The organism is Lysinibacillus sp. NPDC097231 (genome assembly GCF_044761885.1).
In the GTDB taxonomy this organism is placed as follows: Bacteria; Bacillota; Bacilli; order Bacillales_A; family Planococcaceae; genus Lysinibacillus.
Genome location: NZ_JBIWDH010000012.1, coordinates 25,914 through 51,986, shown reverse-complemented (window position 1 = coordinate 51,986; position 26,073 = coordinate 25,914). Strand labels below are relative to the sequence as shown.

General features: G+C 36.7%; 24 protein-coding genes and 3 pseudogenes. 13 read left to right on the top strand and 14 right to left on the bottom strand.

Annotated features, from left to right (window positions below; translation table 11 throughout):
* Positions 1 to 960 precede the first annotated feature (960 nt).
* From ACIQXF_RS09500 to ACIQXF_RS09475, 6 genes and pseudogenes are all read left to right on the top strand, one after another.
* Positions 961 to 2,193: an alpha-helical endospore appendage domain-containing protein gene (locus ACIQXF_RS09500; RefSeq protein ID WP_402782011.1), complete on the top strand. Its 1,233-nt coding sequence runs from the start codon at positions 961 to 963 to the stop codon at positions 2,191 to 2,193.
* A 30-nt stretch (positions 2,194 to 2,223) separates the two neighbouring features.
* Positions 2,224 to 3,453: an alpha-helical endospore appendage domain-containing protein gene (locus ACIQXF_RS09495; protein ID WP_402782008.1), complete on the top strand. Its 1,230-nt coding sequence runs from the start codon at positions 2,224 to 2,226 to the stop codon at positions 3,451 to 3,453.
* Between the two features lie 34 nt (positions 3,454 to 3,487).
* A complete protein-coding gene (locus ACIQXF_RS09490; RefSeq protein WP_402782005.1) occupies positions 3,488 to 4,738 on the top strand; it encodes an alpha-helical endospore appendage domain-containing protein in 1,251 nt (416 codons plus the stop codon).
* A 62-nt stretch (positions 4,739 to 4,800) separates the two neighbouring features.
* Positions 4,801 to 5,670: a hypothetical protein gene (locus ACIQXF_RS09485; protein ID WP_402782002.1), complete on the top strand. Its 870-nt coding sequence runs from the start codon at positions 4,801 to 4,803 to the stop codon at positions 5,668 to 5,670.
* A 146-nt stretch (positions 5,671 to 5,816) separates the two neighbouring features.
* On the top strand, positions 5,817 to 6,653 hold the full coding sequence (locus ACIQXF_RS09480; protein WP_402781999.1) for an alpha-helical endospore appendage domain-containing protein: 837 nt from the start codon (positions 5,817 to 5,819) through the stop codon (positions 6,651 to 6,653).
* 120 nt (positions 6,654 to 6,773) lie between these two features.
* Positions 6,774 to 6,998 (top strand): annotated as a pseudogene (locus tag ACIQXF_RS09475) (transposase); the annotation flags it as partial.
* 139 nt (positions 6,999 to 7,137) lie between these two features.
* Here ACIQXF_RS09475 and ACIQXF_RS09470 read toward each other — a convergent pair.
* Positions 7,138 to 7,506 carry an alpha-helical endospore appendage domain-containing protein gene (locus ACIQXF_RS09470; RefSeq protein ID WP_402782152.1) on the bottom strand — a complete coding sequence of 123 codons (369 nt, stop codon included), beginning with the start codon at positions 7,504 to 7,506 and terminating at the stop codon, positions 7,138 to 7,140.
* 553 nt (positions 7,507 to 8,059) lie between these two features.
* On the opposite strand from ACIQXF_RS09470, the gene ACIQXF_RS09465 reads away from it, so the two are divergent.
* Both ACIQXF_RS09465 and ACIQXF_RS09460 read left to right on the top strand, forming a co-directional pair.
* The gene (locus ACIQXF_RS09465; RefSeq protein ID WP_402781996.1) at positions 8,060 to 8,365 is read left to right on the top strand and encodes an alpha-helical endospore appendage domain-containing protein; all 306 of its coding nucleotides are present in this window, start codon (positions 8,060 to 8,062) and stop codon (positions 8,363 to 8,365) included.
* 658 nt (positions 8,366 to 9,023) lie between these two features.
* Complete coding sequence (locus ACIQXF_RS09460; RefSeq protein ID WP_402781993.1) at positions 9,024 to 9,416, top strand: alpha-helical endospore appendage domain-containing protein; 393 nt, start codon at positions 9,024 to 9,026, stop codon at positions 9,414 to 9,416.
* A gap of 508 nt (positions 9,417 to 9,924) precedes the next feature.
* On the opposite strand, the gene ACIQXF_RS09455 is transcribed toward ACIQXF_RS09460, so the two are convergent.
* The 3 genes and pseudogenes from ACIQXF_RS09455 to ACIQXF_RS09445 form a co-directional block, all read right to left on the bottom strand.
* Positions 9,925 to 10,557, bottom strand: a complete 633-nt coding sequence (locus ACIQXF_RS09455; RefSeq protein WP_402781991.1) for a hypothetical protein — start codon at positions 10,555 to 10,557, stop codon at positions 9,925 to 9,927.
* A gap of 929 nt (positions 10,558 to 11,486) precedes the next feature.
* Positions 11,487 to 12,530, bottom strand: a pseudogene (locus ACIQXF_RS09450) (tetratricopeptide repeat-containing glycosyltransferase family 2 protein); the annotation flags it as partial.
* A 7-nt stretch (positions 12,531 to 12,537) separates the two neighbouring features.
* Positions 12,538 to 13,227, bottom strand: a complete 690-nt coding sequence (locus ACIQXF_RS09445) for a glycosyltransferase family protein (protein WP_402781989.1) — start codon at positions 13,225 to 13,227, stop codon at positions 12,538 to 12,540.
* A 72-nt stretch (positions 13,228 to 13,299) separates the two neighbouring features.
* Between ACIQXF_RS09445 and ACIQXF_RS09440 the strand changes: the two genes are divergently transcribed.
* Positions 13,300 to 14,397, top strand: a complete 1,098-nt coding sequence (locus tag ACIQXF_RS09440; protein ID WP_402781987.1) for a glycosyltransferase — start codon at positions 13,300 to 13,302, stop codon at positions 14,395 to 14,397.
* 594 nt (positions 14,398 to 14,991) lie between these two features.
* Here the strand turns inward: ACIQXF_RS09440 and ACIQXF_RS09435 are convergent.
* Positions 14,992 to 15,273: a hypothetical protein gene (locus ACIQXF_RS09435; protein ID WP_402781984.1), complete on the bottom strand. Its 282-nt coding sequence runs from the start codon at positions 15,271 to 15,273 to the stop codon at positions 14,992 to 14,994.
* Here ACIQXF_RS09435 and ACIQXF_RS09430 point away from each other — a divergent pair.
* The 3 genes from ACIQXF_RS09430 to ACIQXF_RS09420 all read left to right on the top strand — a co-directional run bounded on the left by ACIQXF_RS09430 (position 15,233) and on the right by ACIQXF_RS09420 (position 17,293).
* Entirely contained in the window at positions 15,233 to 15,463 is a 231-nt protein-coding gene (locus tag ACIQXF_RS09430) for an alpha-helical endospore appendage domain-containing protein (RefSeq protein WP_483869727.1), read from the top strand. The genes ACIQXF_RS09435 and ACIQXF_RS09430 overlap by 41 nt on opposite strands.
* Before the next feature lie 48 nt (positions 15,464 to 15,511).
* The gene (locus ACIQXF_RS09425) at positions 15,512 to 15,985 is read left to right on the top strand and encodes a hypothetical protein (protein WP_402781978.1); all 474 of its coding nucleotides are present in this window, start codon (positions 15,512 to 15,514) and stop codon (positions 15,983 to 15,985) included.
* 240 nt (positions 15,986 to 16,225) lie between these two features.
* On the top strand, positions 16,226 to 17,293 hold the full coding sequence (locus ACIQXF_RS09420; protein WP_402781975.1) for an alpha-helical endospore appendage domain-containing protein: 1,068 nt from the start codon (positions 16,226 to 16,228) through the stop codon (positions 17,291 to 17,293).
* Positions 17,294 to 17,663: 370 nt separating this feature from the next.
* On the opposite strand, the pseudogene ACIQXF_RS09415 reads toward ACIQXF_RS09420, so the two are convergent.
* The 7 genes and pseudogenes from ACIQXF_RS09415 to ACIQXF_RS09385 all read right to left on the bottom strand — a co-directional run.
* Positions 17,664 to 17,867: pseudogene (locus ACIQXF_RS09415) on the bottom strand (transposase); the annotation flags it as partial.
* 1 nt (position 17,868) lies between these two features.
* Positions 17,869 to 18,603, bottom strand: coding sequence for an urease accessory protein UreH domain-containing protein (locus ACIQXF_RS09410; RefSeq protein ID WP_402781972.1), 735 nt, complete (start codon positions 18,601 to 18,603; stop codon positions 17,869 to 17,871).
* 190 nt (positions 18,604 to 18,793) lie between these two features.
* Complete coding sequence (locus tag ACIQXF_RS09405; RefSeq protein WP_402781969.1) at positions 18,794 to 19,333, bottom strand: CueP family metal-binding protein; 540 nt, start codon at positions 19,331 to 19,333, stop codon at positions 18,794 to 18,796.
* Between the two features lie 37 nt (positions 19,334 to 19,370).
* Positions 19,371 to 20,048, bottom strand: coding sequence for a response regulator transcription factor (locus ACIQXF_RS09400; protein ID WP_402781966.1), 678 nt, complete (start codon positions 20,046 to 20,048; stop codon positions 19,371 to 19,373).
* A 17-nt stretch (positions 20,049 to 20,065) separates the two neighbouring features.
* Positions 20,066 to 21,358 (bottom strand): sensor histidine kinase, encoded by a 1,293-nt coding sequence (locus tag ACIQXF_RS09395; RefSeq protein WP_402781963.1) that lies wholly within the window; start codon positions 21,356 to 21,358, stop codon positions 20,066 to 20,068.
* A gap of 129 nt (positions 21,359 to 21,487) precedes the next feature.
* Positions 21,488 to 22,021 carry a thiol-disulfide oxidoreductase ResA gene (resA, locus tag ACIQXF_RS09390; RefSeq protein ID WP_402781960.1) on the bottom strand — a complete coding sequence of 178 codons (534 nt, stop codon included), beginning with the start codon at positions 22,019 to 22,021 and terminating at the stop codon, positions 21,488 to 21,490.
* Positions 22,022 to 22,050: 29 nt separating this feature from the next.
* On the bottom strand, positions 22,051 to 22,761 hold the full coding sequence (locus ACIQXF_RS09385) for a cytochrome c biogenesis CcdA family protein (RefSeq protein WP_402781957.1): 711 nt from the start codon (positions 22,759 to 22,761) through the stop codon (positions 22,051 to 22,053).
* Positions 22,762 to 23,425: 664 nt separating this feature from the next.
* Here ACIQXF_RS09385 and ACIQXF_RS09380 point away from each other — a divergent pair.
* The gene (locus ACIQXF_RS09380) at positions 23,426 to 24,043 is read left to right on the top strand and encodes an HAD-IA family hydrolase (protein ID WP_402781954.1); all 618 of its coding nucleotides are present in this window, start codon (positions 23,426 to 23,428) and stop codon (positions 24,041 to 24,043) included.
* A gap of 47 nt (positions 24,044 to 24,090) precedes the next feature.
* Here ACIQXF_RS09380 and ACIQXF_RS09375 read toward each other — a convergent pair whose 3' ends face one another.
* Both ACIQXF_RS09375 and ACIQXF_RS09370 read right to left on the bottom strand, forming a co-directional pair.
* Positions 24,091 to 24,915, bottom strand: coding sequence for a methyl-accepting chemotaxis protein (locus ACIQXF_RS09375; RefSeq protein WP_402781951.1), 825 nt, complete (start codon positions 24,913 to 24,915; stop codon positions 24,091 to 24,093).
* Between the two features lie 88 nt (positions 24,916 to 25,003).
* Positions 25,004 to 25,990, bottom strand: a complete 987-nt coding sequence (locus tag ACIQXF_RS09370) for a VanW family protein (protein ID WP_402781948.1) — start codon at positions 25,988 to 25,990, stop codon at positions 25,004 to 25,006.
* Positions 25,991 to 26,073: the final 83 nt, after the last annotated feature.

The following is a 26,073-nucleotide window of genomic DNA, read 5'->3' as shown; positions in this document are numbered from 1 at the left end:
TCCGCCCTGCGGTACACTCTGTTCGTTTACAATCTAGTAAACTTTTTGGTTATGTACCAGGAATGGATATTTTAGATTTGGATTGTGGTGACGCTAGATTTGGCGATGAATCCTTTCCTCTTGTGCTCTCCAAGGCTTGCCATTATAAATGTCAGCACAAATATGATTCTTATGTAATTTTGGTGAAGTGATCAATCCCCCCTTTCTGCGACTCTATAATACCTTTCAGCATTCTCTGAATATCAAAATCTTGTAAGCTTCTGGCATCGGTATCTCGTCCATAAAATCATACTCACTTATCTTTGCTTGTTTAGCTTATAACGATTTAAACAAACTTACATATAGCAGACCAAATTTTCTACTACTTCGAGCTTGAAAAAAGTTTAGAACACCCTCATGTGAATCGAAATTCTAAAGTATTAACACCCTGTAAGTAGATGATAGCCCTTTAACACTATCTCTCATTGAATAGACTAATGAAGAAAGGCGGTGTAAAAAAGGTGTAGAAATAAATTCGATGAATTGCGGATACGGTTGCTCATCTGAAAATGTGGATTGTAATGCAGACCATTTCATTTATAGATAGTGATACTGCATGTATTATTCCACCTACAGCTGTTGACCACTCACGCATTCCATTCTTATCTTGATCTGCACAATCGATTTTAGTAGCGCACTAGTGATTTAGTTTCAACAACTAGCCTTGTAGGATTTGTTAACACTTTTTCTAATATGCCACTTACAGGAAATTCAATATACTCAATAACTTCTGCTGGAACAGACCCTCACCCCCGATAAAGTACTAACTTCCCCCAAAAATTTTAATTTTTATACAAAGCCATAAGACGATAGCCGTAAGTATGACATAAATAAAATTATATAATATTTTAACCCTGCTAATTTTCTATTCTAACTGTGGAATGAGTGGTATAAAGAAGTTCAGAATTGGAGGAGATATTCTTGTCACAAGCAAATGTCCCTAACATTACACCTCAAATTACAATTACTCGAGATGATGCAATAACTTTGCTGTTAGCTTCAATCGCTTTAGAGGAATTAGGGCTAAGTCATTTAATAAATGCTGAAGCGGAGAAAATTCAGTTTGCGATAGGTACGCTTCCAGGGCTAAGTGCCCCGGCGAGCATCAGTGATTTGCTGCTAATCAATACAAGTGTTCAAGATATGTTAGCAACCATAACTCAGAAAGAAATATTGTTAGATACTAAGCTGCAAAATGTATTAGGATCTACAGTCTCAACGGGGCCAACTGGAGCTACGGGAGCGACTGGTCCCGCCGGCTTATCGCCAACTGGATCGCAAGGAGCTACGGGAGGAACAGGTGCTAACGGACTCCCAGGAGTAACAGGAGCTACGGGGGCTATCGGGGCTACGGGGGCTACGGGGGCTACGGGGGCCGCCGGTGCTACAGGAGCTACGGGGGCTACGGGGGCTATCGGTATTACAGGGGCTACGGGGACGACTGGCTCTGTCGGTCAAACGGGCGCTACGGGGGCTACGGGGGCCAGCGGCGGTACGGGAACGACAGGAACGACTGGTTCCATCGGGGCTACGGGGGCTACGGGGGCTACTGGTCCAGGCGGGAATATAGGTCCAGTGGGAGCGACTGGGATAACCGGCCCTTGTCCAGAATGTCCACCAGGTCCGACAGGTCCGACAGGTGCTTCAGTAACCGGGGCAACTGGAACAACTGGAGCCACAGGTGCAACAGGATCTGCTGGAACGACTGGAGCGACTGGTGCGACTGGTGCCGTAGGTACTACAGGGGGTTCTATTACAGTAAATAATGCAAATTTTGTAACAATAGGGTCTCAAAGCGTTGCAGATGGGGGATCCCTTATTTTAGAAACCAATCAGACCGTAAATGGAACATTAATTACCCATATCCCGGGAACAACTACCATCGTTTTGGCTCCGGATCACACGTATTTTGTCGACTATGAAATGCAAGCTACTACAGCTTCTACGACAGCGGCTGCCACCTTGCAATTTAATGGAGTTAACGTGCCTGTAACAACGGCGAGGTATCAGACGATTGCAGGCGTATTAGTAGAACTGTCCTCTCATACGATTGTTCAAACAGGAGGAGTGGCGGGAACTTTGGTTCTTATTAATTCATCAGGTGTCACAACGAGTTTCGCCAATATATCAATTTCAGTTATAGCAATTGCATAGTTCTATTTGATTAAAGATAGGAGTGATTCAATGTCACAAGCGAATATACCCAATATTACCCCCTCAATAGAAATCACAAGAGATCAAATGATTCCATTATTACTTTCTTCTATTGCATTCGAAGAGTTAGGACTCAGTCATATACTTAATGCAGAAGGAGAAAAACTTCAATTTGTGTTAGGAACCTTGTCACAGACAGGGACTCAAGTATCCATTAGTGATTTAATTCAACTCAACAGCAGTATAGGGAATACTCTTAAAATTGCTACGAAGCAGGAAATGCTCTTAGGTATGAAATTATCTAGCATTTTGAATACAGATGTGTCTAGTGGAGCCACGGGGGCTACTGGTGCGACTGGTGCCACGGGGGCTACTGGTGCAACTGGTATAACTGGAACTACGGGCAATACAGGAGCTACGGGGGCTACGGGTACAACTGGTGCCACGGGTGCCACGGGGGCTACTGGTGCCACGGGTTCAACCGGGGCTACTGGTGTGACAGGTGTTACTGGTGTGACAGGGGCTACTGGTGTGACAGGGGCTACTGGTGCCACTGGAGTTACAGGAGCTACTGGTGTAACAGGTGTGACAGGGGCTACTGGTGTAACAGGGGCTACTGGTGCCACGGGTGCCACGGGGGCTACTGGTGCAACAGGGACGACGGGAGTTACCGGAGCCACGGGGGCTACTGGTGCGGTTGGACCAACAGGAACGTGTCCGACGGGTTGTCCAACTGGAGCAACTGGGCCTACTGGGCCTACGGGAGCCACAGGTGCCACGGGAGCCACAGGTGTCACTGGAGCGGCGGGAGTTACCGGAGCCACTGGAGCTACAGGTGCCACGGGTGCTACAGGTCCTAGTGCGGCAGCAATTGCTAACTATGCAAGCATCATAACACCAGGCTCGGCTGGTCCCTCAGCATTTTTACCATTAACTACGAATAGGCTGCTTGTTGGTACGCTAATTACACATACTCCTGGATCCTCAACAATTAACCTTCAGCCTAATCACACTTATTACGTCACGTTTCAAGTAGACATCGATGCTTTTTCAGCAACTGGAGGAGGCTTAGATATTATTCTTACTTTTAATGGTACGTCGGTGAATCAGATATTTATGAGTACTACATCAGGAAATTTTGCTACCTTAAAAGGAAGTGCTGTTCTAAATGCTCCAGCTGGGTCACCATCTTCTTTAATGCTTTTCTCACGTTCGAATTCTAACCAGAATGTGAATATTAGTATATTTGCGCTTAATTAAAATAATAAGTCATTTCAGTAAAGGAGTGAAATCGATGTCACAAGCGAACATCCCTAATATAACACCAACTATCACTGTATCATTAGAAGATTCGTTCAACTTATTATTAGCTTCTATCGCGTTAGAGGAGTTAGGCGTCAGTCATATCATAAATGCAGAAGCGGAGAAGCTCCAATTTGTACTCGGGACTTTACCGGGGTTGAGCTCACCTGCCACAATCAGCGATCTTCTTGCGATTAATAGCAGTATTAAACAAACGCTTATAGAAACGATTAAACATGAATTAACCTTGGAACAGAAGTTGGAGGCTGTATTGAACACACCTCTAAAAGGAGCAACTGGAGCGACTGGAGTCACGGGTCCTGCGGGTATGACAGGTGCTACTGGCATCACAGGAGCTGCTGGACCAACGGGGCTTACAGGAGCAACTGGAGCGACAGGTAATACGGGAACAACAGGTGCTACAGGTAATACAGGATCATTAGGGTTGACCGGGAGTACAGGGAACACTGGTACTACAGGATTGACAGGGAGCATTGGAAACACAGGTGTTACCGGACTGACAGGTGTTACGGGAATTACGGGTGCGACAGGAGCTATTGGAACAACTGGAGCTACAGGGGCTACAGGGTTGACAGGGAATACTGGAGTTACGGGGGTTATAGGAGAGACTGGACTTACAGGACTTACAGGAGCGACTGGACCAACAGGTGTTTGTACCTGTGTGGCAGGACCAACAGGAGCGACTGGTATAGGTATTACAGGAGCTACGGGAGCTACAGGTGCTACGGGAACAACTGGAGTTACAGGTGCTACGGGAGCGACTGGTAGTACAGGTGCTACGGGAGCTACAGGTGTAAATTTAACAACAAATAATGGTTATTTTTCAACAGTTAACTCTGTTATGATAGCATCCGGAGCCCCGATTCCCCTGGATACTAACATTACGTTAAACGGAACATCAATTACCCATGATCCAGGATCCACAAATATTTTGCTTGCTCCGAATGAGACCTATTACATCACATATCGGACCAAAGCTGAACTTACAACTGCAGGAAATATTATCGGACATACGGCCTTGACATTAAATGGTACGGTAATTCCCGGCACAGATTCTCAAATGCAGTCCTTGCCTAATGCTCCACAAGGGATCACATCATTAATTTCAAATACAATTATTAATACGAGTGGTGGCGCTCCAAGTGTTTTAAATTTGGTCAATCTTGAAGCGGTGACACGCAGATTCGATATAACAACAGTAACCGTTGTTAAATTAGCATAAAAAAAATATCCTTAAGGCTTTTACGCTTGTAAGTCATATATGTACACAGAAAGGTGGGTATTATGGGGAATAATGCTGATTTCGGTTGTTCTGGAGGATGCGGTTCAATAACTGCGGGCGGATCTCCAGCTCTTTTAACGACACTTGTCCAGAATGGAACTACGATCAATTTACAGGGAAGTTCCAACATTTTACTTGCGGCTAATCACACATATTTTGTTGAGTATAATGCTGATTTTACGACGCAAAATTCTAATCAAGCCGTCTCCGCACAACTTACTTTAAATGGAAACATCATTCCAGGTTCTCAAACGACTTCCTTTCCAACGTCGAATCCATCAGGTGCAAACACGAACTCAACAAGTGTTTCCGGTGGTGTTATTTTTGAGACTCCGGTGAGTCCGGATCCAAGCATCCTGCAACTTCTAGGGTTTCCTCCTGATGATGTATCGTTTGTAAACTTTAACGCGGTTAATATTCGAGTAGCAGATCTAGGTTTTATGGGAGATCCTTCAGCCACAGGCAATAACGCAGCTGTTTCTAGCTATGGATATGTAAATGTTGGATTTAATGAACCTGTTCCTTTTGTGGAGAGCGAAGTTACAAATGGCACCGGGATTACTTTCTCTCCGACCAATCCAACTTATATTGATCTAGCGCCGAATGCAACCTATTTTGCTTCTTATAATTTCATTGAATGTCCTTTGGAATCTAATTTACCTGTTTTCGTTCAATTAACATTAAATGATGTGCCTTTATCCCAAAGTCTAGCAGTAGCTCCCCCATTATTGGATGGGACATCTAGATCAGGTGGCGCTGGATCAGCTGTATTTAATACGGGCGCAGGTACCCAACATCTTAAATTAATCAATCAAACGGAACAGGACATTAAATTTGTAGCTGCAAATATTAATATTATGCAAATCGGGTAGCTACTCGCCAATTGCTTCTGAAGATTGTGTACAACACGAACAAAATGGTTGAAAACTCATACAGTTAATGAAAAAAAACCATATCCTGTACTATACGATAGATCAACAAATTTAAAAACCTAAAAAATTAAGAAAGGATGAAGACAATGTCGCAAGCGAATATTCCAAATATAACCCCTAGCATTACTATTACTAGAGATGACGCCTTGAATCTCTTGTTAGCTTCTATAGCGATTGAAGAGTTAGGGCTGGGACACATTATCAATGCTGAAGCGGAGAAAATCCAATTTGCTATTGGTACGCTGCCAGGACTTTCGGTTCCAGCGACCCTCAATGAGTTGCTGGAGGTTAATGCAAGTGTTCAAACTACCATGCAAGGATTAATTAAGAAAGAACTGCTCCTTCAGTCTAAATTGGAAACCATCTTAACTGCACCCTCTGTAGTAGGTCCTACCGGTGCGACTGGGGCTACTGGGGCTACTGGGGCTACTGGGGCTTCTGGCGCGACTGGGGCTTCTGGCGCTACTGGAGCTACTGGAGCTACTGGAGCTACTGGTGGTACGGTTACAGCCAACAACATCAAGGTAGGAAGCTTCATTCAGCAAGTAATTACACCAGGGTCACCTTATGTGTTTGATTCAACAATAAATAGCAATGGAATCGGTATTACACATACACCTGGGTCACCTAATATCAATCTAAGTCCGAATAGCATCTATTGGATTGATAGCTATCTGGAAGGGGTTGAGACGCCAACTGGCGGTGTCGGATTCGCGCTTCGCCTAAACGGGGTTCTTCTCTTTGGTAGTCATGTCGGCAACGGGGGCGCTGTTGGAATCGATACACAGCTCTCCGGAGCATACATTCTAAACACTGGACCTGGTATTAACGTTCTTCAGATGTTCAATGATGATAATACAAATACTACGACGGCCAGTAACGGTACGCTTGGCGCTTCATTGACAATTATGCAGATTGGTTAACGTATAGCCTATGTCGCAAAACGAATATTAATATGACCCCGGCATCATTATTTCTAGAGATACAATTATTTATTATGAAAATTAAACTCTCTTTTATTAGTGTTTTCATCTGATCCGTTGCATGACACGTTAGAATCAACGGTCATTCACCTCTTCCAATGGGATTACAGCGTCAGAAATTGCTGGTTCAATTAAATTTCACCAATACAGGCGATTTTCAACATAGCGAAAGTAGTCATAGAACAGATAAAAGCCTTTAATATACGTCTAAATAAATGCAGACATAGCCTGCGTTTATTTAGACGCGATGTATTTCCAGTGCGTCGTGAAACTGTGTCGAAAGAATGTTATATTAGGCTCGACAATTTTCCACCATTTTTCTCCGTAATATCATCAACAATCACCTCTGGGTGCCCAACTGAATGTAGGAAACAAAATCGATGGTTACGCTCAATTTCGAGACTTAACCCATTAATCGACCGTGTTATTTGCAATCATAATCTTCACACCCACAATCACAATCACATTCACATTCACACTCTTTTTCATGCCTACAATGATTTTTGCATTTCACTTCATGTACCTCAGTAAAATCAACAATACTTTCTAATTTCATTAATAAAAGCATTTCTTTTTTAACAATGGTTTTTAATAATTGATTTACATTACTATTTGCTTCTAACAAAACATTAATATCACACGTTTCTCTAGTTATCTTATCTAGTTTTCTCCCTTGTGCTTTAATAATCTCAGCTAAACCTAATTCTTCCATTGCAATGGATGAAAGTAATAAATTTGCTATGTCTTTTTTACTAAGATTAATATTTGGCGTTATATCAGGTATGCTGGGCATCGACAATATTAATCACCTCAATTATTCCCAAATTTTTTCTTAATCGATTTAAAGATAGAATTACTGCAAATCTAATATATTCATATTGTTCAACCTTTATTCTTTATTAGACTATAATGTTGGATTTCTTCTTACCTACATAAGCATGCATAACAGTGAAATCAAATTGTCAAACAAAACAAACTAATCATTTATAGGGCCCAACACCATAACGTGTGGTTGGTTTCCACTCCGACTGGGCGCTTTCTTGAGGGGCAGCAAAAAGTTTTTTGCGCGAAAGCGTAGCGACAGCAACAACACGATGTTGGCCACGAAGGCGTTGTCACACGATGTGATGGTTTTTGCTTTCGTTCTTTTTAATGTAATCCCCAGAAGTCGTCAGTCTCCACTACAATTAACTTATATTTCGCCTTGCGTAATTAATCTTATTATGCCCTTTGAGGTATTCATGAGTTATCTTCGACTTGATTTGACAATTTATATGACACAAATCTAAATACTCATCATACAATAAAAATGTAATCAAAAATTTGTTAACGGAAGGGGTTTTTTGATGAGTTTTCCTAATATACCCAATATTACAGCTTCAATTACGATTACTAGAGACGAGGTTATAAATTTATTACTTTCATCTATTGCTTTCGAAGAGTTAGGATTAAGCCATATTATTAATGCAGAGGGAGAAAAGATTCAATATGCTTTAGGATTGATCCCAGGTTTAACCCAAACAGCTTCAATACCTGATTTATTAAGCCTTAATGATAGTGTCCGTAAAACATTAGATTCTGTTACAAGAAAAGAACTTGTTTTGCAATCAAAATTGCAAAACATCGTAGATCTTATCACAGGTGATTTATAACGTATAGCTACATTAAATTGAAAATCAAAACAAAAATAAGATTAATTCTTATTGAATAGCACTTATTATTGGTTTTTAGAGGGGAGCATAAAAGTGTCCCCTTCTAACAGTAGAACTGTCCCATAAATGTTAGATACAAACTAACATTTATGGGGTTTTTGTGGCTAATTACCCTTCTGACTATAAGGTGGTGGAATTATTCAAAGTCACTGATATTCCACGTTAAAAGTTGATTCCAAATTGGCCTTTTCCATTAAGTAGATTCGATAACCCCCTCTACACTGCCCGCTTCGTTTTTACCTTCCAAATTCGAATGATTTGTTCATATACTAAGAATTTTTTACATTGTTTCCGTTAGAATAATCCCCTTTCTTTAATAATTGAAGAACTGTTTAATTTCACTTCAATCGCATGATTACTTTGAGCCATATAAATCCCCCCTTTAGACCAGCAGATTTTATTTTTCATCTCTCTACCTGATGGAGAGCGTATAAAATGCTAATGTCAATAAGGGTCCCAAAAAGTTCTTCATCTTCATATGCTTATAAGAATTCTGAGTTGGTCGACTTGGTTTGACAATTCATATGACATAAATCGAAATACACATCATACAATAAACCATGTAAATTAAAAATTGGTTAATGGAAGGGGTTTTTTGATGAGTTTTCCTAATATACCGAATATTACAGCTTCAATTACTATTTCCAGGAACGAGGCATTAAATTTATTACTTTCATCTATAGCTTTTGAAGAATTGGGATTAAGCCATATTATTAATGCAGAAGGAGAAAAGATTCAATATGCTTTAGGCTTAATTCCGGGTTTAAGACACCCAGCTTCAATAGCTGATTTATTAAGGATTAATGACAGTGTTCGTAAAACATTAGATTCTGTCACTAAAAAAGAAATAGTTTTGCAATCGAAATTGCAAGACATCATAGATCTTATGTGTGAGGACTGGAACCAAGAGTATAACCCCAAAAAAAAAATAGTAAATCAAATTGAAAATCAAAACAAAAATATAAATCCTGATTTTGGTAAAATGGAATAGCACTTATTATTGATTTAAGAAGAGGCTGGGACACAACTAGCTATATAAAAGAAAAAAAGAAATCGAAGCTGTTCGATTTCTCTTTTTTCTTGTTTAACTAAGTCATTCTCTCCTTTTAGCTAATGCTCTAAATTTATCTGTGTAAATAATTCCTTTTTTTACTAACAGCCATTATATAAGGATGTTTCTTGAGAAATTTTTCAGTTTTGTTGTTATTTTAAATAAAAGTACCCTGTAAGAGACTTTTTTTAAGAATCTATCTTACAGGGTACTTTTTATAATAGCTGGGAGGTATTTGAGGCTTATAAATAGTACAAACATATAGCTACGGATGCGGCAGCTATGTTATGAAAAGTATGGCTCTAAGGATGGTAGGAAAGTTTATTAGCTCTTATTTTTCTATCCAACTTAGTGTAGCCAATTCATGTAAAATTCTTCTGAATGGAGTTACCAATAATTCTTCTAAAGAGAGGTCCTCCATATCTTCCTATTTAATTGCGAAGCTTGATTATTCATCATCTTTATGTTTCCATATTTTTTTATTATCTATCCAAATATTTCCCCTATTATTCCTTTGTGAAAATATATTTTTTTCACTTGGGCTAATAATACTTTCACTAGTAGTATTCTTAGGAGAGGATATATTTTTATCTTCCGGGAGAATAGTGCTTTCACCTGCATCATTCGTATTAATTAAATCAATTGATTTTGGATCTATCTCAATCAAAAACGTACTGTAATTATGTTTTATTCCTAATAAGATAAAATTGAGATAGGTACAATCTACTTCCTTGTGGAGTTGATAATGCTCTACTTTTTTGTACAGATGATATAGCAATTTATATCCAATAACCAACTTTTTTATTAACTTTTCTGTAAAAGCAATTTCTATGACATCATTGAAATCAACAATTATTTTTTTGTAAATATTATATTTTTGTATATCAGATATTTGTTGACCATGAATTTTATTAAACAATAAAGTTAAATTTTCTATAATCAAATCATGTTTTGAGCCATTGTCAATTGCTGTTTCAATAATTTTTCCAGCTACAGTATAAAGATATTGTCTTGAAATTTCCTTTTCGATATAAAATGAAAAATCTACTTTTTTTGAAAGGGCCTCATTTAAACTACTCATTTTCATTCCCCTTTTTATTTGAATGAATTTTTAGATTTCCATTGCTCTATTTCTTCTAGGTTTTCTTTTCTGTAAATATGAAAAGCAGGGTAGGTGGTTTCAACATACATAGAAAAGCCGAGTACTGCTGCCCTTATACAAAAATGACGATCTTCACCAGCATAAGAAATATTATAAATTTTGTTGAAGTTCACACCAGCATCTATTACTTTTTTACTTATAAGTGTACATGCACCTAGTCCCCCGACCTTATATACCCCTGGAGCTTTCATTTTCAAAATAAATTCTAGGGATTTAAGTTTAATCTCACTTTCAGAAAGAATATGATTATCTTCCTTATTGAATAATTGATATTCATCTTGCATCCAAACTTGTGGCATTTCAATAGATTCGGGTGTCCATTTGGTCCAGAATATATTGGATATAATATCCTTGTTTGCATTAAGCAAACTAACTAAAGTTTTAGGGTGTAAAATTAAATCGGAATCTATTAAGAAAACATAGTCAAAGTCATTATCTTTAGAATAATTAAGGATATGATTTTTCATCCATGACACATGCTGTACATTATTAGAGGTCCAGAAATGTGTAACATCATTCTTAATATAATCATATTTATTATTTGTTTCAATAATGGAAACCTCTCGATTAGTAGAGAATTTTTCCAATAGTTTCTTTGATGTCATATCATCATTATCGTCAAAGAATAAGTAATTTACTTGTACTTCATTACTTTTTTCTAAATTCTCAAGTGAATGGAGGAAGTGAATCAAAATATCATTATCTTGTTTAATGGGGCTCCCAATCAGTATTTTGAGTTTACCTTTTTTTTTATTAATCTCAATGGCCTCTGCTTCTACTAAATTAACTATATGATCCTGCATTTCATTTTTCACAGATAATTCATTATGTTGTTGATTAAAAAATTGTTCATTAAAAATAACACTTGGATGTTGTGGTACATAGTATTTTGCATTATCATGATGAAATTTCGAGTTTTTCATATCCCCCTGCTGATAATATAAAGCGCATAATTGTAGATGAGGATACCACGTCCAATATTGTGGTTCTAAAACCGAATATTCCCCATCAGGTTTACCAATATTAATTGCTGTTAAATACCAGTATAAAGAAGAATTAATATTCCCTTTTTCTTTTAAAATATCCCCCAATAAACAACAAAATTTCGGAGTCGGTTTGGTATATTCTAAGATGCGTAATAAAGCTTGTAGCTGTGAATTTTTGTTGTTCAATTGACTATAGCATGTTGATAAATTAAAACAGGCATTAATATTATCCTCCACCCATCCTTGATTGGAATCTAAGAATGATTGGTATTGAGCAATAGCTTTTTCATATTTTCTATGATCCAATAACTCATTTCCAAAATAATAGACATCTCTAGGTGAAAAGTATTCTCCCCTCTCATAGCAATCCATATAGATTAGTAAATTTCGATCTGTATGTTTTTTTTCTTTTTTATGTTCGATGGCTATATCACTGTGTAAGATATTTCCGGAAACTACTAAGACTTCATGAACCTTACCTTCCCATTTAAATTGTCGTTCTCGTTTAGCTAATCTGTGTCTACGTATCTGATAGCCTACATCACCAGATTCACTAAAAGCTAATATATATGGCATACTTACTGCGTCTACCTCTTCGGATAGACTTTCTTTTAGTTCCATTAATTTCAACTGTTCCTTCTCTCCAATTACATCATCTGCATCTAACCACAGAATATAATCCTTGTTCGCCAAACTAAATGAATAGTTACGGGCTTTAGAAAAATCGTTACACCATTCAAAGTCATATATTTTAGCATCGAATTTTTTTGCTATTTCCTTAGTACCATCAGTAGATCCAGTATCTACAATAATAATCTCATCTACAATGTGTTTTACTGATTGTAGACATCGATCTAAAACCTCTTCTTCATTTTTCACTATCATACACAGACTAACTGTTGTCATTATTATTTCAACCCCATTTAATTAAATTTGGATCTTTATCTAAAATTGAATTATATTGCTCAATAGATCCATAAATCCCCTCACTGTCCAGCTTCATATATCTTTCATACTTTTCTTTTCTATCTTTCTCTGTTGACCATCCATAATGCTGAATTTTCACGGTACTATAAAAGTGTTTATACTGAGAAATATTTAATGGAAACCGACCGCAATGCTGCGCCGTTTCTTTCCAGACATATTGATCAGCAGGTTTGAAGCGAACTAGAAAAGGTCTGTAAGTTCTATGTGCATACCAATAATTATCCTCACGATAATGTGAGTTATCCCACATATCATATAAACGAAAATAGACGGCATCATACATTTGTTGATTTGTAATGATTTCAAATTGTGTATGAAAAGATGATTCAATAATTTCATCACTATCTAGATTTAATATCCAATCAGGGTTTGTTGTTATGGTCTCGTCCCACTGTTGCTTTCTAAGTGTTATTTCATTAAAAAAGCGAGATTCCTTGTTTTCAACAATTTTCAAAGGAATACCAGAGAGTACTTCTTTGCAAATTGTAATCGTATCATCAGTACTTGCATCATCTATAATGACAGCCGAATTAATAAATGGCTTATGTTGCATCAATGCCTTTTTTAAATATCGATCTCCCTCATTTTTCACCACCATTGATAAAGTGATACCCAACAAAAACACTCCTTTTTTCTTTTATTCATATTCATAAAATTTTAAAGATATACTATCGAGGGAGGAGATCAATTGGATAATTGTTTTGTTTCTTTGTGTATGATTGTTAAAAATGAGGAAGAATTCTTACCTGGTTGCCTTAAGAGTGTCCAGGGAATTGTAGATGAAATCATTATTGTGGATACAGGCTCTACGGATTCTTCAATTGAGATTGGTGAGGGTTTTGGAGCAAAAATAATCTCGCATAAATGGAATAATAATTTTGCAGCAGCAAGAAATATTAGTCTTGAAAATGCGAAAGGTGAATGGATATTAATTCTCGATGCAGATGAAACACTTGAAAGTATCGATAGAGCCGTTTTCCATCAATATATTAAGGAATCAAATGTGGACATTTTCTCATTAGAACTTATTAATTATTATGGTGATAAAAGAGATGAAAGCAGAATTTATACTATGGCACAATCCAGGCTATTTAAAAATCACTTAGGTTTTAAATTTGAAAATAGTATTCATGAAACAATAAATTTATATGATGTGGATGTTCATAACATTCAGCATTTACCTATAAAGATTCACCATTTCGGATACCTCACACAGGTAACAGAGAAGAAGAAGAAAAATGAGCGAAATATGAGTTTGCTTCATACTGAAATTAAAAATGAGAAACATAGTCCATGGATGGAATATCATCTTGCTAGTGAATACTATCGACAAAAGAACTACGATACAGCTTTTTTATATTGTAATGAATCGATTAGAAGGTTTTTGATAGCTGGTCTAATGCCCTCTTCCCTTTTATATAATCTTAAATATTCAATACTAGTAACTTCTGGATCCTTTAAAGAAGCATTAAAAGGGATTGATAAAGCGATTCTCTTATATCCTGATTATGTTGATTTACACTTTTATAAAGCAGTCTCTCTTTATCATGAAGGTATGTTTAATGAGTGTATTCTAACCTTAGAACATTGTCTTTCATTAGGAGATAAAAACCTTGCATATTTAACGATGTCTGGTACAGGATCATACCAATCTTTATTTTATCAAGCGTTATGTTTTAAAAGTAAAGGGAATCCATTGATGTATAAAAAATTACTTCTAAAAGCACTAGAAATATATCCTGAGTATAAGGAAGCAACTGATGAATTATTGAGTTTCAGTAAATGAAACTCATTTTAGAATTTAATAAAAAAACTGAAGCGACCCCCATTGTTAGACATAGTTATTTCATTAGGCAACGTTTTGAGCATGCGTTCGATATTGTATCGGACTCATGCCTTTTTAATTTTACCTTCATTCGTTTCGAATTGTAGTTTTATATTTTTCTATTTTAAATTTTAAAATGCTCTACATTTTCAAACTCTCTTAAGTTAGAAATCCTGAATTCATAATGCCAAAGAAATTCGCCATGACGGATTTGTAGTAACATTTCTTTTACGAGACATACTTTGTTTAATGCTCCTTCACAAGCATTCGTTGATAAATTCGCATAATATAACACACAAATTATTAAGTTCATTGCAGCACTTATAGTAATTGTTCCTTAATTTATTTAATTCAGTTAAATCAGAATAATACTTATTATTAATTTATTTTTAGAAGAGGCTGGGTCATAACTGGTCAAAACCATAAAAAGCGCGAGAAACCAATTTTATAAACGTTGATTTCTGGCGCTTTTCTGATGTATTTTTTTGCTTTTATACTTATATACCAGCCTGTTCAGACTTTGGTCAAAGCCGGCAAAAATTGAATTGTTCTGGCTCAATATACATATAGTTTAAGCAACTTCAGAGATCTGTGTTCGGTAATTCTATCGGACTCAGGTCTTTTAATTTTTTCTATGCGTTTGTAGTTATAGTGATAAATAAAAATATCTAATTCCTTCTCAAAGTGCTCTATACTTTCAAACTCTTTACTACCACTCTGCTTAAGCTTTTTCTCTAAACTGTTCAATCTATGAGTTGAGTATTTTATCTGCTTTTTCTCAAAATATCCACTATCAATGTCACAAGCGAATCTTCCTAATATAACCCCTAACATCACTATTACTAGAGATGACGCCTTGAACCTCTTGTTATCTTCTATAGCGATTGAAGAGTTAGGGCTAGGTCACATTATTAATGCCGAAGCGGAGAAACTCCAATTCGCTATCGGTACGCTGCCAGGTCTTTCGATTCCGACGACCATCAATGAGTTGCTAGAGATTAATTCAAGTGTTCAAACTACCATGTAAGGATTAATTAAGCAGGAGTTGCTCCTTGAGTCTAAACTGGAGAACATCTTGGCTGCTCCTTCTTTAGTAGGTCCAACCGGGCTACTGGGGTCAACAGGCGCTACCGGTCCTATTTCACAGGCATTCTTCTATGCAAATATAGAAGGCCAAACAATAGCCTCCGGCGCCGCTGTTAGTATGGAATCGCTACAATACTTTGGTATCGATTTCAACGGTACTGATACTTTTATTATTACAGGAGCAGGTCTTTATTCATTGGATGTTGTTTTAAATTTTGCAGTAGGGACGCCAGCACAAAGTTACTTTGGTGTATCCATAAACGGCGGAGCGCTCGTTGCACCATCCTCAAATGCAAACACCGTGGGGCAGATATCGGTCATTCGGGTCAACCTCCAATCTGTTGGCGAAACAATCAGGATCGTGAATGGTTCACCCAATAGCGTAACCATAGCCGAAACTACTGGAGTTATTGGCAGCGCCGGTCATATTTCACTATATCGGTTTGCGGATGAGGCGATGTAATAACATTTAAATCGATTAGCAGCAAAATATGAAACCGTGGAGCTGTCCCAAAACTCTCTAAGTTCACCCCTAGTGTGATTCATACTTCGGTATGTACTTGTATAAATAGCTTCTCATAGGGTTGAAAGCACATACCGTTAATGAAAAAAAATCATATCCTGCATTATACGACTAAAGGAGGGGAACTTCCCATAGATCGACAAATTCAAAATAATCAAAAATTGAGAAAGGATGAAGACAATGTCACAAGCGAATCTTCCTAATATAACCCCTAGCATCACTATTACTAGAGATGACGCCTTGAATCTCTTGTTATCTTCTATAGCGATTGAAGAGTTAGGACTAGGTCACATTATTAATGCCGAAGCGGAGAAACTCCAATTCGCTATCGGTACGCTGCCAGGTCTTTCGGGTCCGACAACTATCAGTGATTTACTTGCTGTTAATTCAAGTGTAAACACTACCATGCAAAGTTTAATTAAGAATGAATTGCTCCTTCAATCTAAATTGGAAAACATCTTGGCTGCTCCTTCTTTAGTGGGTCCAACCGGTGCTACTGGCGCTACTGGGCCTTCTGGTGGAACTCCAGGTGCTACTGGCGCTACTGGCGCTACTGGCGCTACTGCTGCTACTGGCGCTACTGGCGCTACTGGCGCTACTGGCGCTACTGGCGCTACTGGCGCTACTGGCGCTACTGGCGCTACTGGCGCTACTGGCGCTACTGGTGCCCCTGGAGGTGGTGCGATTATACCATTTGGCGGGTCAGAATCCGGATTTTCGACGGCACCGTTTATAATCACCTTAACTACGGATGTTAACGGTGACCCTAGCAACATGTACTTCTTTGGATTTAACGGCGTGCCACCAATCCCTGTCGTCACGCCACTCGTTGACACGATAGATCTGGATGCGTTTATAGGTACGGTAGGTCTCGAACCGTTGTTAATGCCTCGTGCGGGAACCATAACGTCGTACTCGGCGAAGTTTATTTTGGGTCAAAATGACCTTCCTATTAACGTGGGCGTGCACGCGCGGATATATCGGAACGATACACCTGGTACGCCCGGTAACAATATCTTTACGTTTATCCCTGGAACTGATTTTGAACTGGTACCGCGTATAATAGGGACTATACCAAGCCCGCCCGTAAATCGTTTACCGAGTGTAGTCATTGCATCTGACTTGAATATACCGGTCAACGCTGGAACGAGACTATTCATGGTTTATTACATTGAGTCAACTGAGGTCAGTATATCTGGTACATCTGAGGTTGTCGGAAACGGCGGCGGTGCTATTTCGATACAGTAGAGACAACGGATCTTACTTTAATTTCTGTATCTAATGCAGATGCGGTCACCGTTTCCAGCATCTGATGCAGGAGAAATAGTAAGTATTACAAACTTTTCTTCTAACTATCACGCTAACTGATGGCTCAAGTGTATTCGGTAGCTGGGCATTTTTCTTTCTTTAGATTAGATGTTTTTGCCCATCATCCTGAAAAAATGAAATAATAAAGAATGGGGCTGTCCTAAAAGTCGTGAGCAAACGACTTTTTCAGGCCAGCCTCTTCTTACCTCCAGTCAACAGTTTTTCATAAAATTCTTTGTTCGAAGAGATCATGGTAGTGAGGACTCATAATCATAGAGTATGCCGTTGTAATAAGGTGAAATGCGACTTTCTAGAACTTATTCATACACGCCACGATCGCAACCTTATGGGGCTTACCTTGAGGTTGCGTTTTTAATTTGTAGTAATAGTCGACGAAATGATTTTGAACGCCTTTTCTCATAAGCATTGTTCGAACCATAAAGAATAGAATTTTTCGTAGTTTATTATTTCCACGCTTATTGATTTTGTCTTTATAAAACGTATTTCCCGATTGATTATGTTCCCCAATATGTAATTGTGTCAAAGATCCCAATGATAATAAGTATAACCCCAGCTATCCTTTGGACCATTCTTCCAAATCTCATACTCTTTTTCATAATTAAACCTTTTACATTAAAGTACCACATAAGTCCTAATATGATGATAAGAGGGATAGATGTAGCAACACCAAAGATTGCTGGTAAAACAAGTCCATAGGAAGTAGATACAACTGTAGGCATTAACCAGACAAAAAAGAGAACAAACATTGTTGGGCAGAATGCAATGGCAAAACTAGCACCTAAGAGAAATGAACCTAACTTTCCTTCTTTTAAACTCATTGGAATGTGCGTAGTTAAACGATTTAGAAACTTTAACCTTAAGAAGCCTATAAGTATGAGCCCAGTAAAAATTAATAGTGGTCCAATTGCTTTACGAAATATTGGAAAGTATTCTATGATTTTTGTTTCAAATGATTGGCCAAAAAACCATGCAAACAAACCGATTGTACTATAAACGACAACTTTCCCCACTATAAACAAAAGAATTTCTATCCAATTGCTGCCTATTTGAATAATACGATTTCCATACAAAGTAATAGCACTAATATTTCCTGTGAGCTGACAAGGTGCTACTGCCCCAATCAAACCTAAAAGAAGCGCGATAATTACGGGAGAATGATCATATGAATTCAAAAATATAGAAATAGGTTCACTTATTATTTGACTTATTTGAGACAAAAAATTGTACATTTAGAACCACCTTCAATACTTTTTAATTTGCTATTAAAAGAAAGCTATTCCGTGCAGGTAAAACTACAGAGGCCAATAGTATAGCTAGCACAATTTTAATTTATTTCACAATATTTCTTCTTTTTATATGTGATCTACCTATAGCATTCATTCTCGAAATTTTTAAATTACCTTAATGAGCCCTCTTATTCTAGATTAATTTCATCGTTGTAATGCACGTTCCGTCATTTTCAAATGTAGAAAACTCGGATTCAACCTTTTTTCCTTCATGCTCAATTTTAATCAGATACTTTTCATCACGTGGTAACCATAAGTCGATAAAACCATTTGCTTGAGATGTTAATGTATCATCAACTACAACTTTCCCTTCTGTGTCTTCAATGTATACTTTAAAATCTCTATTTATCAGTTCGCCTTGGCAACCAGTTAAATTATGGTTGTCACAAGGATGCGTTTCGTTTATGTAGGGTGCTATCGAAACGAAAAACTCGTCTTCTGGAAGGTCATAAACTGTATCTTTGTCATCCTGATCTGTTACATACAATTGTTGCGATGTGATGGAAACAGATTTGGCTGTCATATTACGTACGCTGTAATCATGGACCATTTCCTTAATATCTGTTTCAATAATTTTAGAAGTGTTTTCTTCAATGGCAGATTCTCCATTACAGGCAGCTAATAGGGTTGCACCAAATAAAGTTACCGCAAACATTTTCATTTTACCTTTCATATATCCACCTCATGTTTTTTGTTATAACGATACGATTCTAATTCCATTTGTAACCGATTCCCCAAGTAGTCTTCAGAAAATAATCAATTGGAAAACCTGCTTTTCTAAGTTTTTCTCTCAAATTACGAATATGTGAATCCACTGTTCGTATATCTGTATCTGTTTCATATTCCCAAGCAACTTGCATTAATTCTTCTCGCGTATAGGTTTTAGTAGGCCTAGAAATTAACGCTTTAATAATATAAAACTCCTTCAATGTTAGCTGAACGTTTAAATCTAAATAGTGTAAGGAGTATGTTTCTGTATCTAAAATAAAACCATTGTAAATGATTTCATCCTTATCTTTACCATCTTCGGAAAAACGCCGTAATACAGCATTTACTCTTGCAACTAATTCCCTATCATTAAAAGGTTTTGTAATATAATCGTCTGCACCCGAATTCAAACCTTTTACCAAATCTAATTTGTCTGTTCTTGCAGTAAGCATAATAATAGGAACTTTTGAAAAATCACGGATGGCTTCACATACTTCCCATCCATCCATTTCAGGCATCATAATATCTAAAAGAACGAGATTTATTTTCTCTGTCTTTAGTATTTCTATTGCTTTTTTACCACTCGTTTCCTTTATACACTTGTACCCCTGAGGGTTTAGAAATAATTCCACTAACTCTAACATCCTTGGTTCGTCATCTACTAATAATATAGTTTGCATGAATCTAAAGACCCCCTTTATATTGTTATTTTGAATATGCTACCTTCTCCAAGTTTACTTTTCACTTCGATTTTACCTCCATGTGCCTCCACTAGCTCTTTGACCACAGCAAGTCCAATCCCTGAACCACCATGTGCACGGGATCGTGATTTTTCAACCCGATATAACTTCTCAAAAATAAAGTCAATTTCATCTGATGGAATCCCAATTCCTTTATCAATTACTGCAATAACTGTCTTCTCTTCTTTTTTAAAGACTTCTAAGGTAACTCCTGAATTTTCATTAGAATATTTCAAAGCATTGTCCAATAGATTTAGCACAATCTGCTCTAATCGGATGGGATCAGCGTATATTTGAAGGTCCTTTTCACAAACGAGGTTTAGTTTAATTTTTTTTGTTTCAAATAAAGGGAAAACAAGTTTGTAAGTATTCTCAAAAAATAGTTGAGCCGAAAAGTATTCTTTCGATACTGTAAAGGAGGTTTCATCCATTCTCGCTAAATCTAATAAATTTTTCACTAAATCTTTCATCCGATCGGACTCTTCACCAATAATTTCAAGGTAATGTTGCCGTTCCTTTTCACTTAAACCTTCTCTCATTGCTACTTTTGAATAACCAATTAGATAAGTTAATGGTGTACTTAACTCATGTGCAATAGATGCAAGAAATTCATTTCGTTCTTTCTTTAAATGATCTAAATCATTTGCCAATTTTTGAATAGAACTTGATAATTCTCCTAGTTCATCCTTACCGAAATAAGGTAAATTTACTTTGAAGTCACCTTTACTTAATTTCTCCGTGGCCTCTTTCATACGTATCAATGGTCTTGTAAGAACTTTAGATAATAATGCATAAATCAGGAATAAGACAATTAAACTTGTCATTCCAGATATAGCAAAGTGCATATTCATATCTTTAACCATTTGATTAATCGAGTTTGTACTTTGAAACATAAGTACATAACCTGATTGTTTATCGTTCACTTTGTAGGGGTGGGCACTCACAATGAACGGTGAATTTCTCCAATCTGAAACTAATATTTTATCTTTTTCGTTATCAATGTCGCTTATAATAAATTTATGCTCTTCTTGTAACATATAGGATTTATCGGAACTGCTAATAACTTCCCCAGCCCTATTTGTAATCATCACTTCTCGATCTTCATTTTTTTCCATTAAGACGATATGTTTGATGGTCGTATCTGAATAATTTTCTACAAGAACATCTCGATGATTTGCTCCATTTGCTAATAATGTAGAAAACTCTTCTTCCACTCTCGTATTAATCATATTTTGATGAAGATAATACATAAGAAATGACTCCATGATTAGCACAACCAGAAAAAAGCAAATGGCTAATTTTGTAGAGATTTTATTCACTTATACTCCTCGCTCCCCTTTTATGAAAAAGTGTAAAACTGTGTACTCTTGCGTTCATTTTTATCTTGAAAGAATTTGCTCCATATATCTTTTTATGTTTTCTTCACTCATTTCTCCCGTTATTATATTTTCTATTTTACCTTCCGGATTAATAAGAAAAGTGGTAGGCAGCGGTCTAATGTTGTAAACTCCCATCACACTCTTATTCTTATCAATTAATACTGGAAATGTTAAACTCTTCCGATCTATATAATTTTGAACGACAAAATCAGATTCAGCAATATTTACCGCTAATACTTGTAATCCTTGTTCCTTATAACTTTCGTAATAATTATTTATAATTGGGAATTCTCTTTCGCATGGTTTACACCAAGTCCCCCAAAAGTTTAAAAAGACTCCTTGCCCTTTATACTCAGATAATTGATGTTTAACACCATTCATATCAACTAGTGTGAAATCTGGTGCAGAATCGCCTACTTGTAATACTTCAGTCTTCTCTTTAGCAAAACTTGTGTAAACAGTAAATACTATGGCAGCAAACAATGTTACTAAAATTATAGATCTTATAATTGAACGTCGTCTTTTCTTTTCCATAATGGCAAATATCCTTCCTTAATTTCGTTCTAAAACCCAGTAAATCCTCCGAAAAATGGGGTCATAAAGACAATGATTTTTGTCATCAAATCAAAATACAGCATCACACCCATCAAAATCATAATTACGGCACCTAATTTCATAAATAGATCACTTCTTTTTTGCAGAAATTTCATTTTTCCAATGAATAGCGACATGATAAGAAATGGAACAGCAAAACCTAATACATAAAATAACATGTACAACATTCCTTGGCCGGGGTTAGACATTCCTAAAGCAATCACACCTGCCAGAATAGGTCCAGTACAAGGTGTCCATCCAGCAGCGAATCCCATACCAATTATTATTGATCCTATATATCCCTTAGGTCGATTCTTAAATTTGATCCTTTTGTCTGAAAGTAAAAAATCAAATCTAATCACACCTAAAATAACTAAACCAAAGAAGACAATAATTATCGCACCTATTTGTCTTAATAAATCTTGATACTTAATAAATAAAACCCCTATGATAGAAGTTGAAAGTCCCAAAGCCATAAATATTATGGAAAATCCAAGTAAGGAAAGAATTGTATGTATGAATGCCTTTCGATTGCGTAATCCTCTTTCTTCTTTTAATTCACTAAATGACATCCCCGTAACATAGGAAAGAAATGCTGGATACAGTGGCAGAGAACATGGTGATATGAACGACAATAATCCAGCTCCAAATGCAATAAAAAAATTTAATTGTTCTAACAAAAATATCACTGATCCTTTCCTACAGACTTACTCATTGCTTTCAATGACTGTTGCTATAGTTTAACGAAAATCAGTATAACTAATAAATGTGGAGAAAATATGCAGAAATAAATAAGTATGATATTCCTTTTTACCGAGAAGAAAGAGGTTTAAATTTTATTTAAAGCGTCCAAATAGATTCGTTCGGAAGTTATATTTAAAAAAACATGGAATTTATCTCAATATAATTATCCGAAAATTCTGTAATAAAATCATGCTAACTTCCTTATATTGCAATTAGGAGAACTAAGCCCCTATTCCAAGTTGATGCTACGACAGTGAATGATCTTTGCGCGTTTCCCCATAAAATTCAAAAACCAAAGTGCCAGGCTCTTTGGTTTTTACAGTTCCTTAAAAGCTCCACTTCAATATTCTCCAAGAACAAAGCTTTTCGTTATTCAATTCGAGCAATTTCCGATACAATATTTACCACAGGAAATGTTTCTGATTCCCCTTTTTATTTGAATCTACAAGTTAAAAATTTGCTCTTGTAGAGTAATTTACAATCCCTTGTTTCATATCCTATATAATCATGCACTACGTGATAAATAGGCTTTCCTAAAGCCAGTAACATTTTTAGGAAAGAAGCGTCTATACAACTAGAACATAAAGGAGAAAGTTTACTATGAAATATATCGTCTTTGATTTTGATGGAACACTGGCAGATTCTACAGCAGTGTTTGCATCCGCATGGAACACTCTTGCACAAAAGTACAAATTTAAAGGAATAGAGTTAAAAGAAATCGAATCCTTGAAAAAATTATCCATAACGGAGCGCAGTCAATTATTTGATTTCCCTATGTATAAATTGCCTATGATATTACCTCAATTTTATCGACTGTATCGTCAATCATTACATGATGTTCATCTTTATGACGGTATCAAAGAAGTATTGACAGAAATTGGAAAAAAGGGCTATAAAATTCTTATTATATCGTCCAATTCTCAGGAGAATATTTTAGAATTTCTAAAAATGAATGGCATTCATAGTGTGTCGAATGTTCTTAGTTCAACTCGTATTTTTGGGAAGGATAAAGTGCTGAAGAAATTTTTAAAGGACTCGAATATCAATCCATCAGATGTGGTATATATTGGTGATGAACAAAGAGACATTGTAGCTTGTAAAAAAGTAGGTGTACCTATTATTTGGGTTGCTTGGGGCTATGATGCTATTGAGGCCGTTCAACAGGAACAACCAGAATACAAAGTTTCCACACCACATGAAATTTTAACTATTATTTAAATGACGAGGATAATAGCGATTCAATGGCTATTATCCTTTTTTAATCGTTAAGCCTTTACATCGCTAATATGCATTAATTTTTCTGCTGTGCTATTAATTCCTTTATAAGCACCTGTTAATTCATACATACTAGTAGAGAATTGATGCGTAAACGCCGCAATTTGGTTTATTGATTCATTGATTTGATCGATAGATTGTTTAATACTTTCTAATTGATTGGTAATGCTATCAGCACTGTCCGTACTACTTTGTGACATTTTTTGTATTTCGGATGCTACTACAGAAAAACCTCGTCCATGTTCACCAGAGCGAGCTGCCTCAATGGAAGCATTTAATCCAAGAATTTTAGATTTCATCGCTAAATCTTTTACTAAATTAACAATTGTATTGATTTGTTGGATATCGCCAGTCATTGATTCCGAAAACTTAGATAAAGCTTCCAAGCGATTTGATACATCTTCACTCGCAACTGCCAGCTCTTCATTTGTAGCAGTCATTTCTTCAACAGAACTTGATAGCTCTGTTGCTAATAATCGCATACTGTCCATTTTTTTATTCGAAATGATTGCACTTAAAACGCCTATTACTTTACCACCATCAAAAATAGGCTGCGCAGATGCAATATACGCCATGCCAAATCCCTCGGATCCACGTTCCTCCCTAATAAACCTTCCTGAACTAAGAGCCTTTTCTGTTGTTGTTCCACGATATTTCCCTACAGGATCACCAACACTAACTTTTAAGTCCACTTGTTTACCAGGTTGATAGGCAATGACTTTCTCAGTATCTGCAACTATAATACAAGCATCTTCCGGATAGGTTACTTGATAAAAATCGATTGAATCTATTGCTGCCTGTAGTTTCGGATGCATTGTTTTTTCCTCCCCTCATAACAATTACCTCAATTTCACTATAGCATTACACCTAAAAAAAGACACTATTGGAAAGTGCCTTTAAAAATCAACTATGACCCTTTTTCAAGATTTCTACATATTTTTCTGCTGTTCTTATCTCGATGGTAAGAGAATTTTTACCATAGTTAGCTTTTATTAAAAATGGTACATCACTAGTGTTTTGGAATCTAAAATCTAAGCCACCATAAGAAACAGTAGCGTCTCTTCCTTTTGGAACATACCCAACATCTAAGGAATGATGATGACGCTCCACGAATTTTACTGATATTTGATCAACAGCGTTAAACAAGGTTGAGGACGTCTGACAAATACCTCCACCTATGCCCATCACCACTTTCTTATTGATGATTTCTGGTGCGGGTTGATAGCCATTCGCCTCGTCTCTAGGTCCAACTACTGTATTAAAGGAGAAATGATCCCCACTGCCGATAATGACGTTATTGATTGCCTTTGCTGAAAGCTCAATGTTCTTATTTCTTCCTACATCAGCGGTCTTAAAATAAGTTGTATAGGATGCGACGACTACATCCTCTAAATAAGGAATATCCTCAAGATAATAACCGCTTTCTGTTATAGAAAGAGGCATTTCCACTTTACCACCAGTAGCTGATGCTTCTAATATTCTTTCTACCAAGTCACTTTCTTTTAAAATAATAAGCGGACTACCTTTAATTACTTTTCCTTGATTGTCCAGTCTATCAAGTATCATTCGCTTATCATAGCCGGTTGCTTTTTCATTTCCGCTTGCTAAGTCTTTTGCTAACTGCTCGATTTTTTTAGTATACAATTGCACGTCCGTTTCATAGCCCATTTCTTTCGGCGAAATTGTCTGGATGATTACTTGAGTAATAGGGTCCACAACTTCAACAACAGGATCTGTTTGTTGTTCAAATGTAACTGGCTTTTTCTCTACTTCTTGCTCTAATTCTTGAATTTGCTGTTCTTGTTTTTTCTCATGCACAGATTTCCCCTGACAACCAACTAGCCCTATAGTGCATAAAATACATAATGTGGCTATCCACTTCTTTTTCAACAATTAACACCTACCTCTATCGTCATACTACAGAGACATCTTATTCGGGTATTGCTGATAGTGTGTTGCTTTTTGTTGATTTT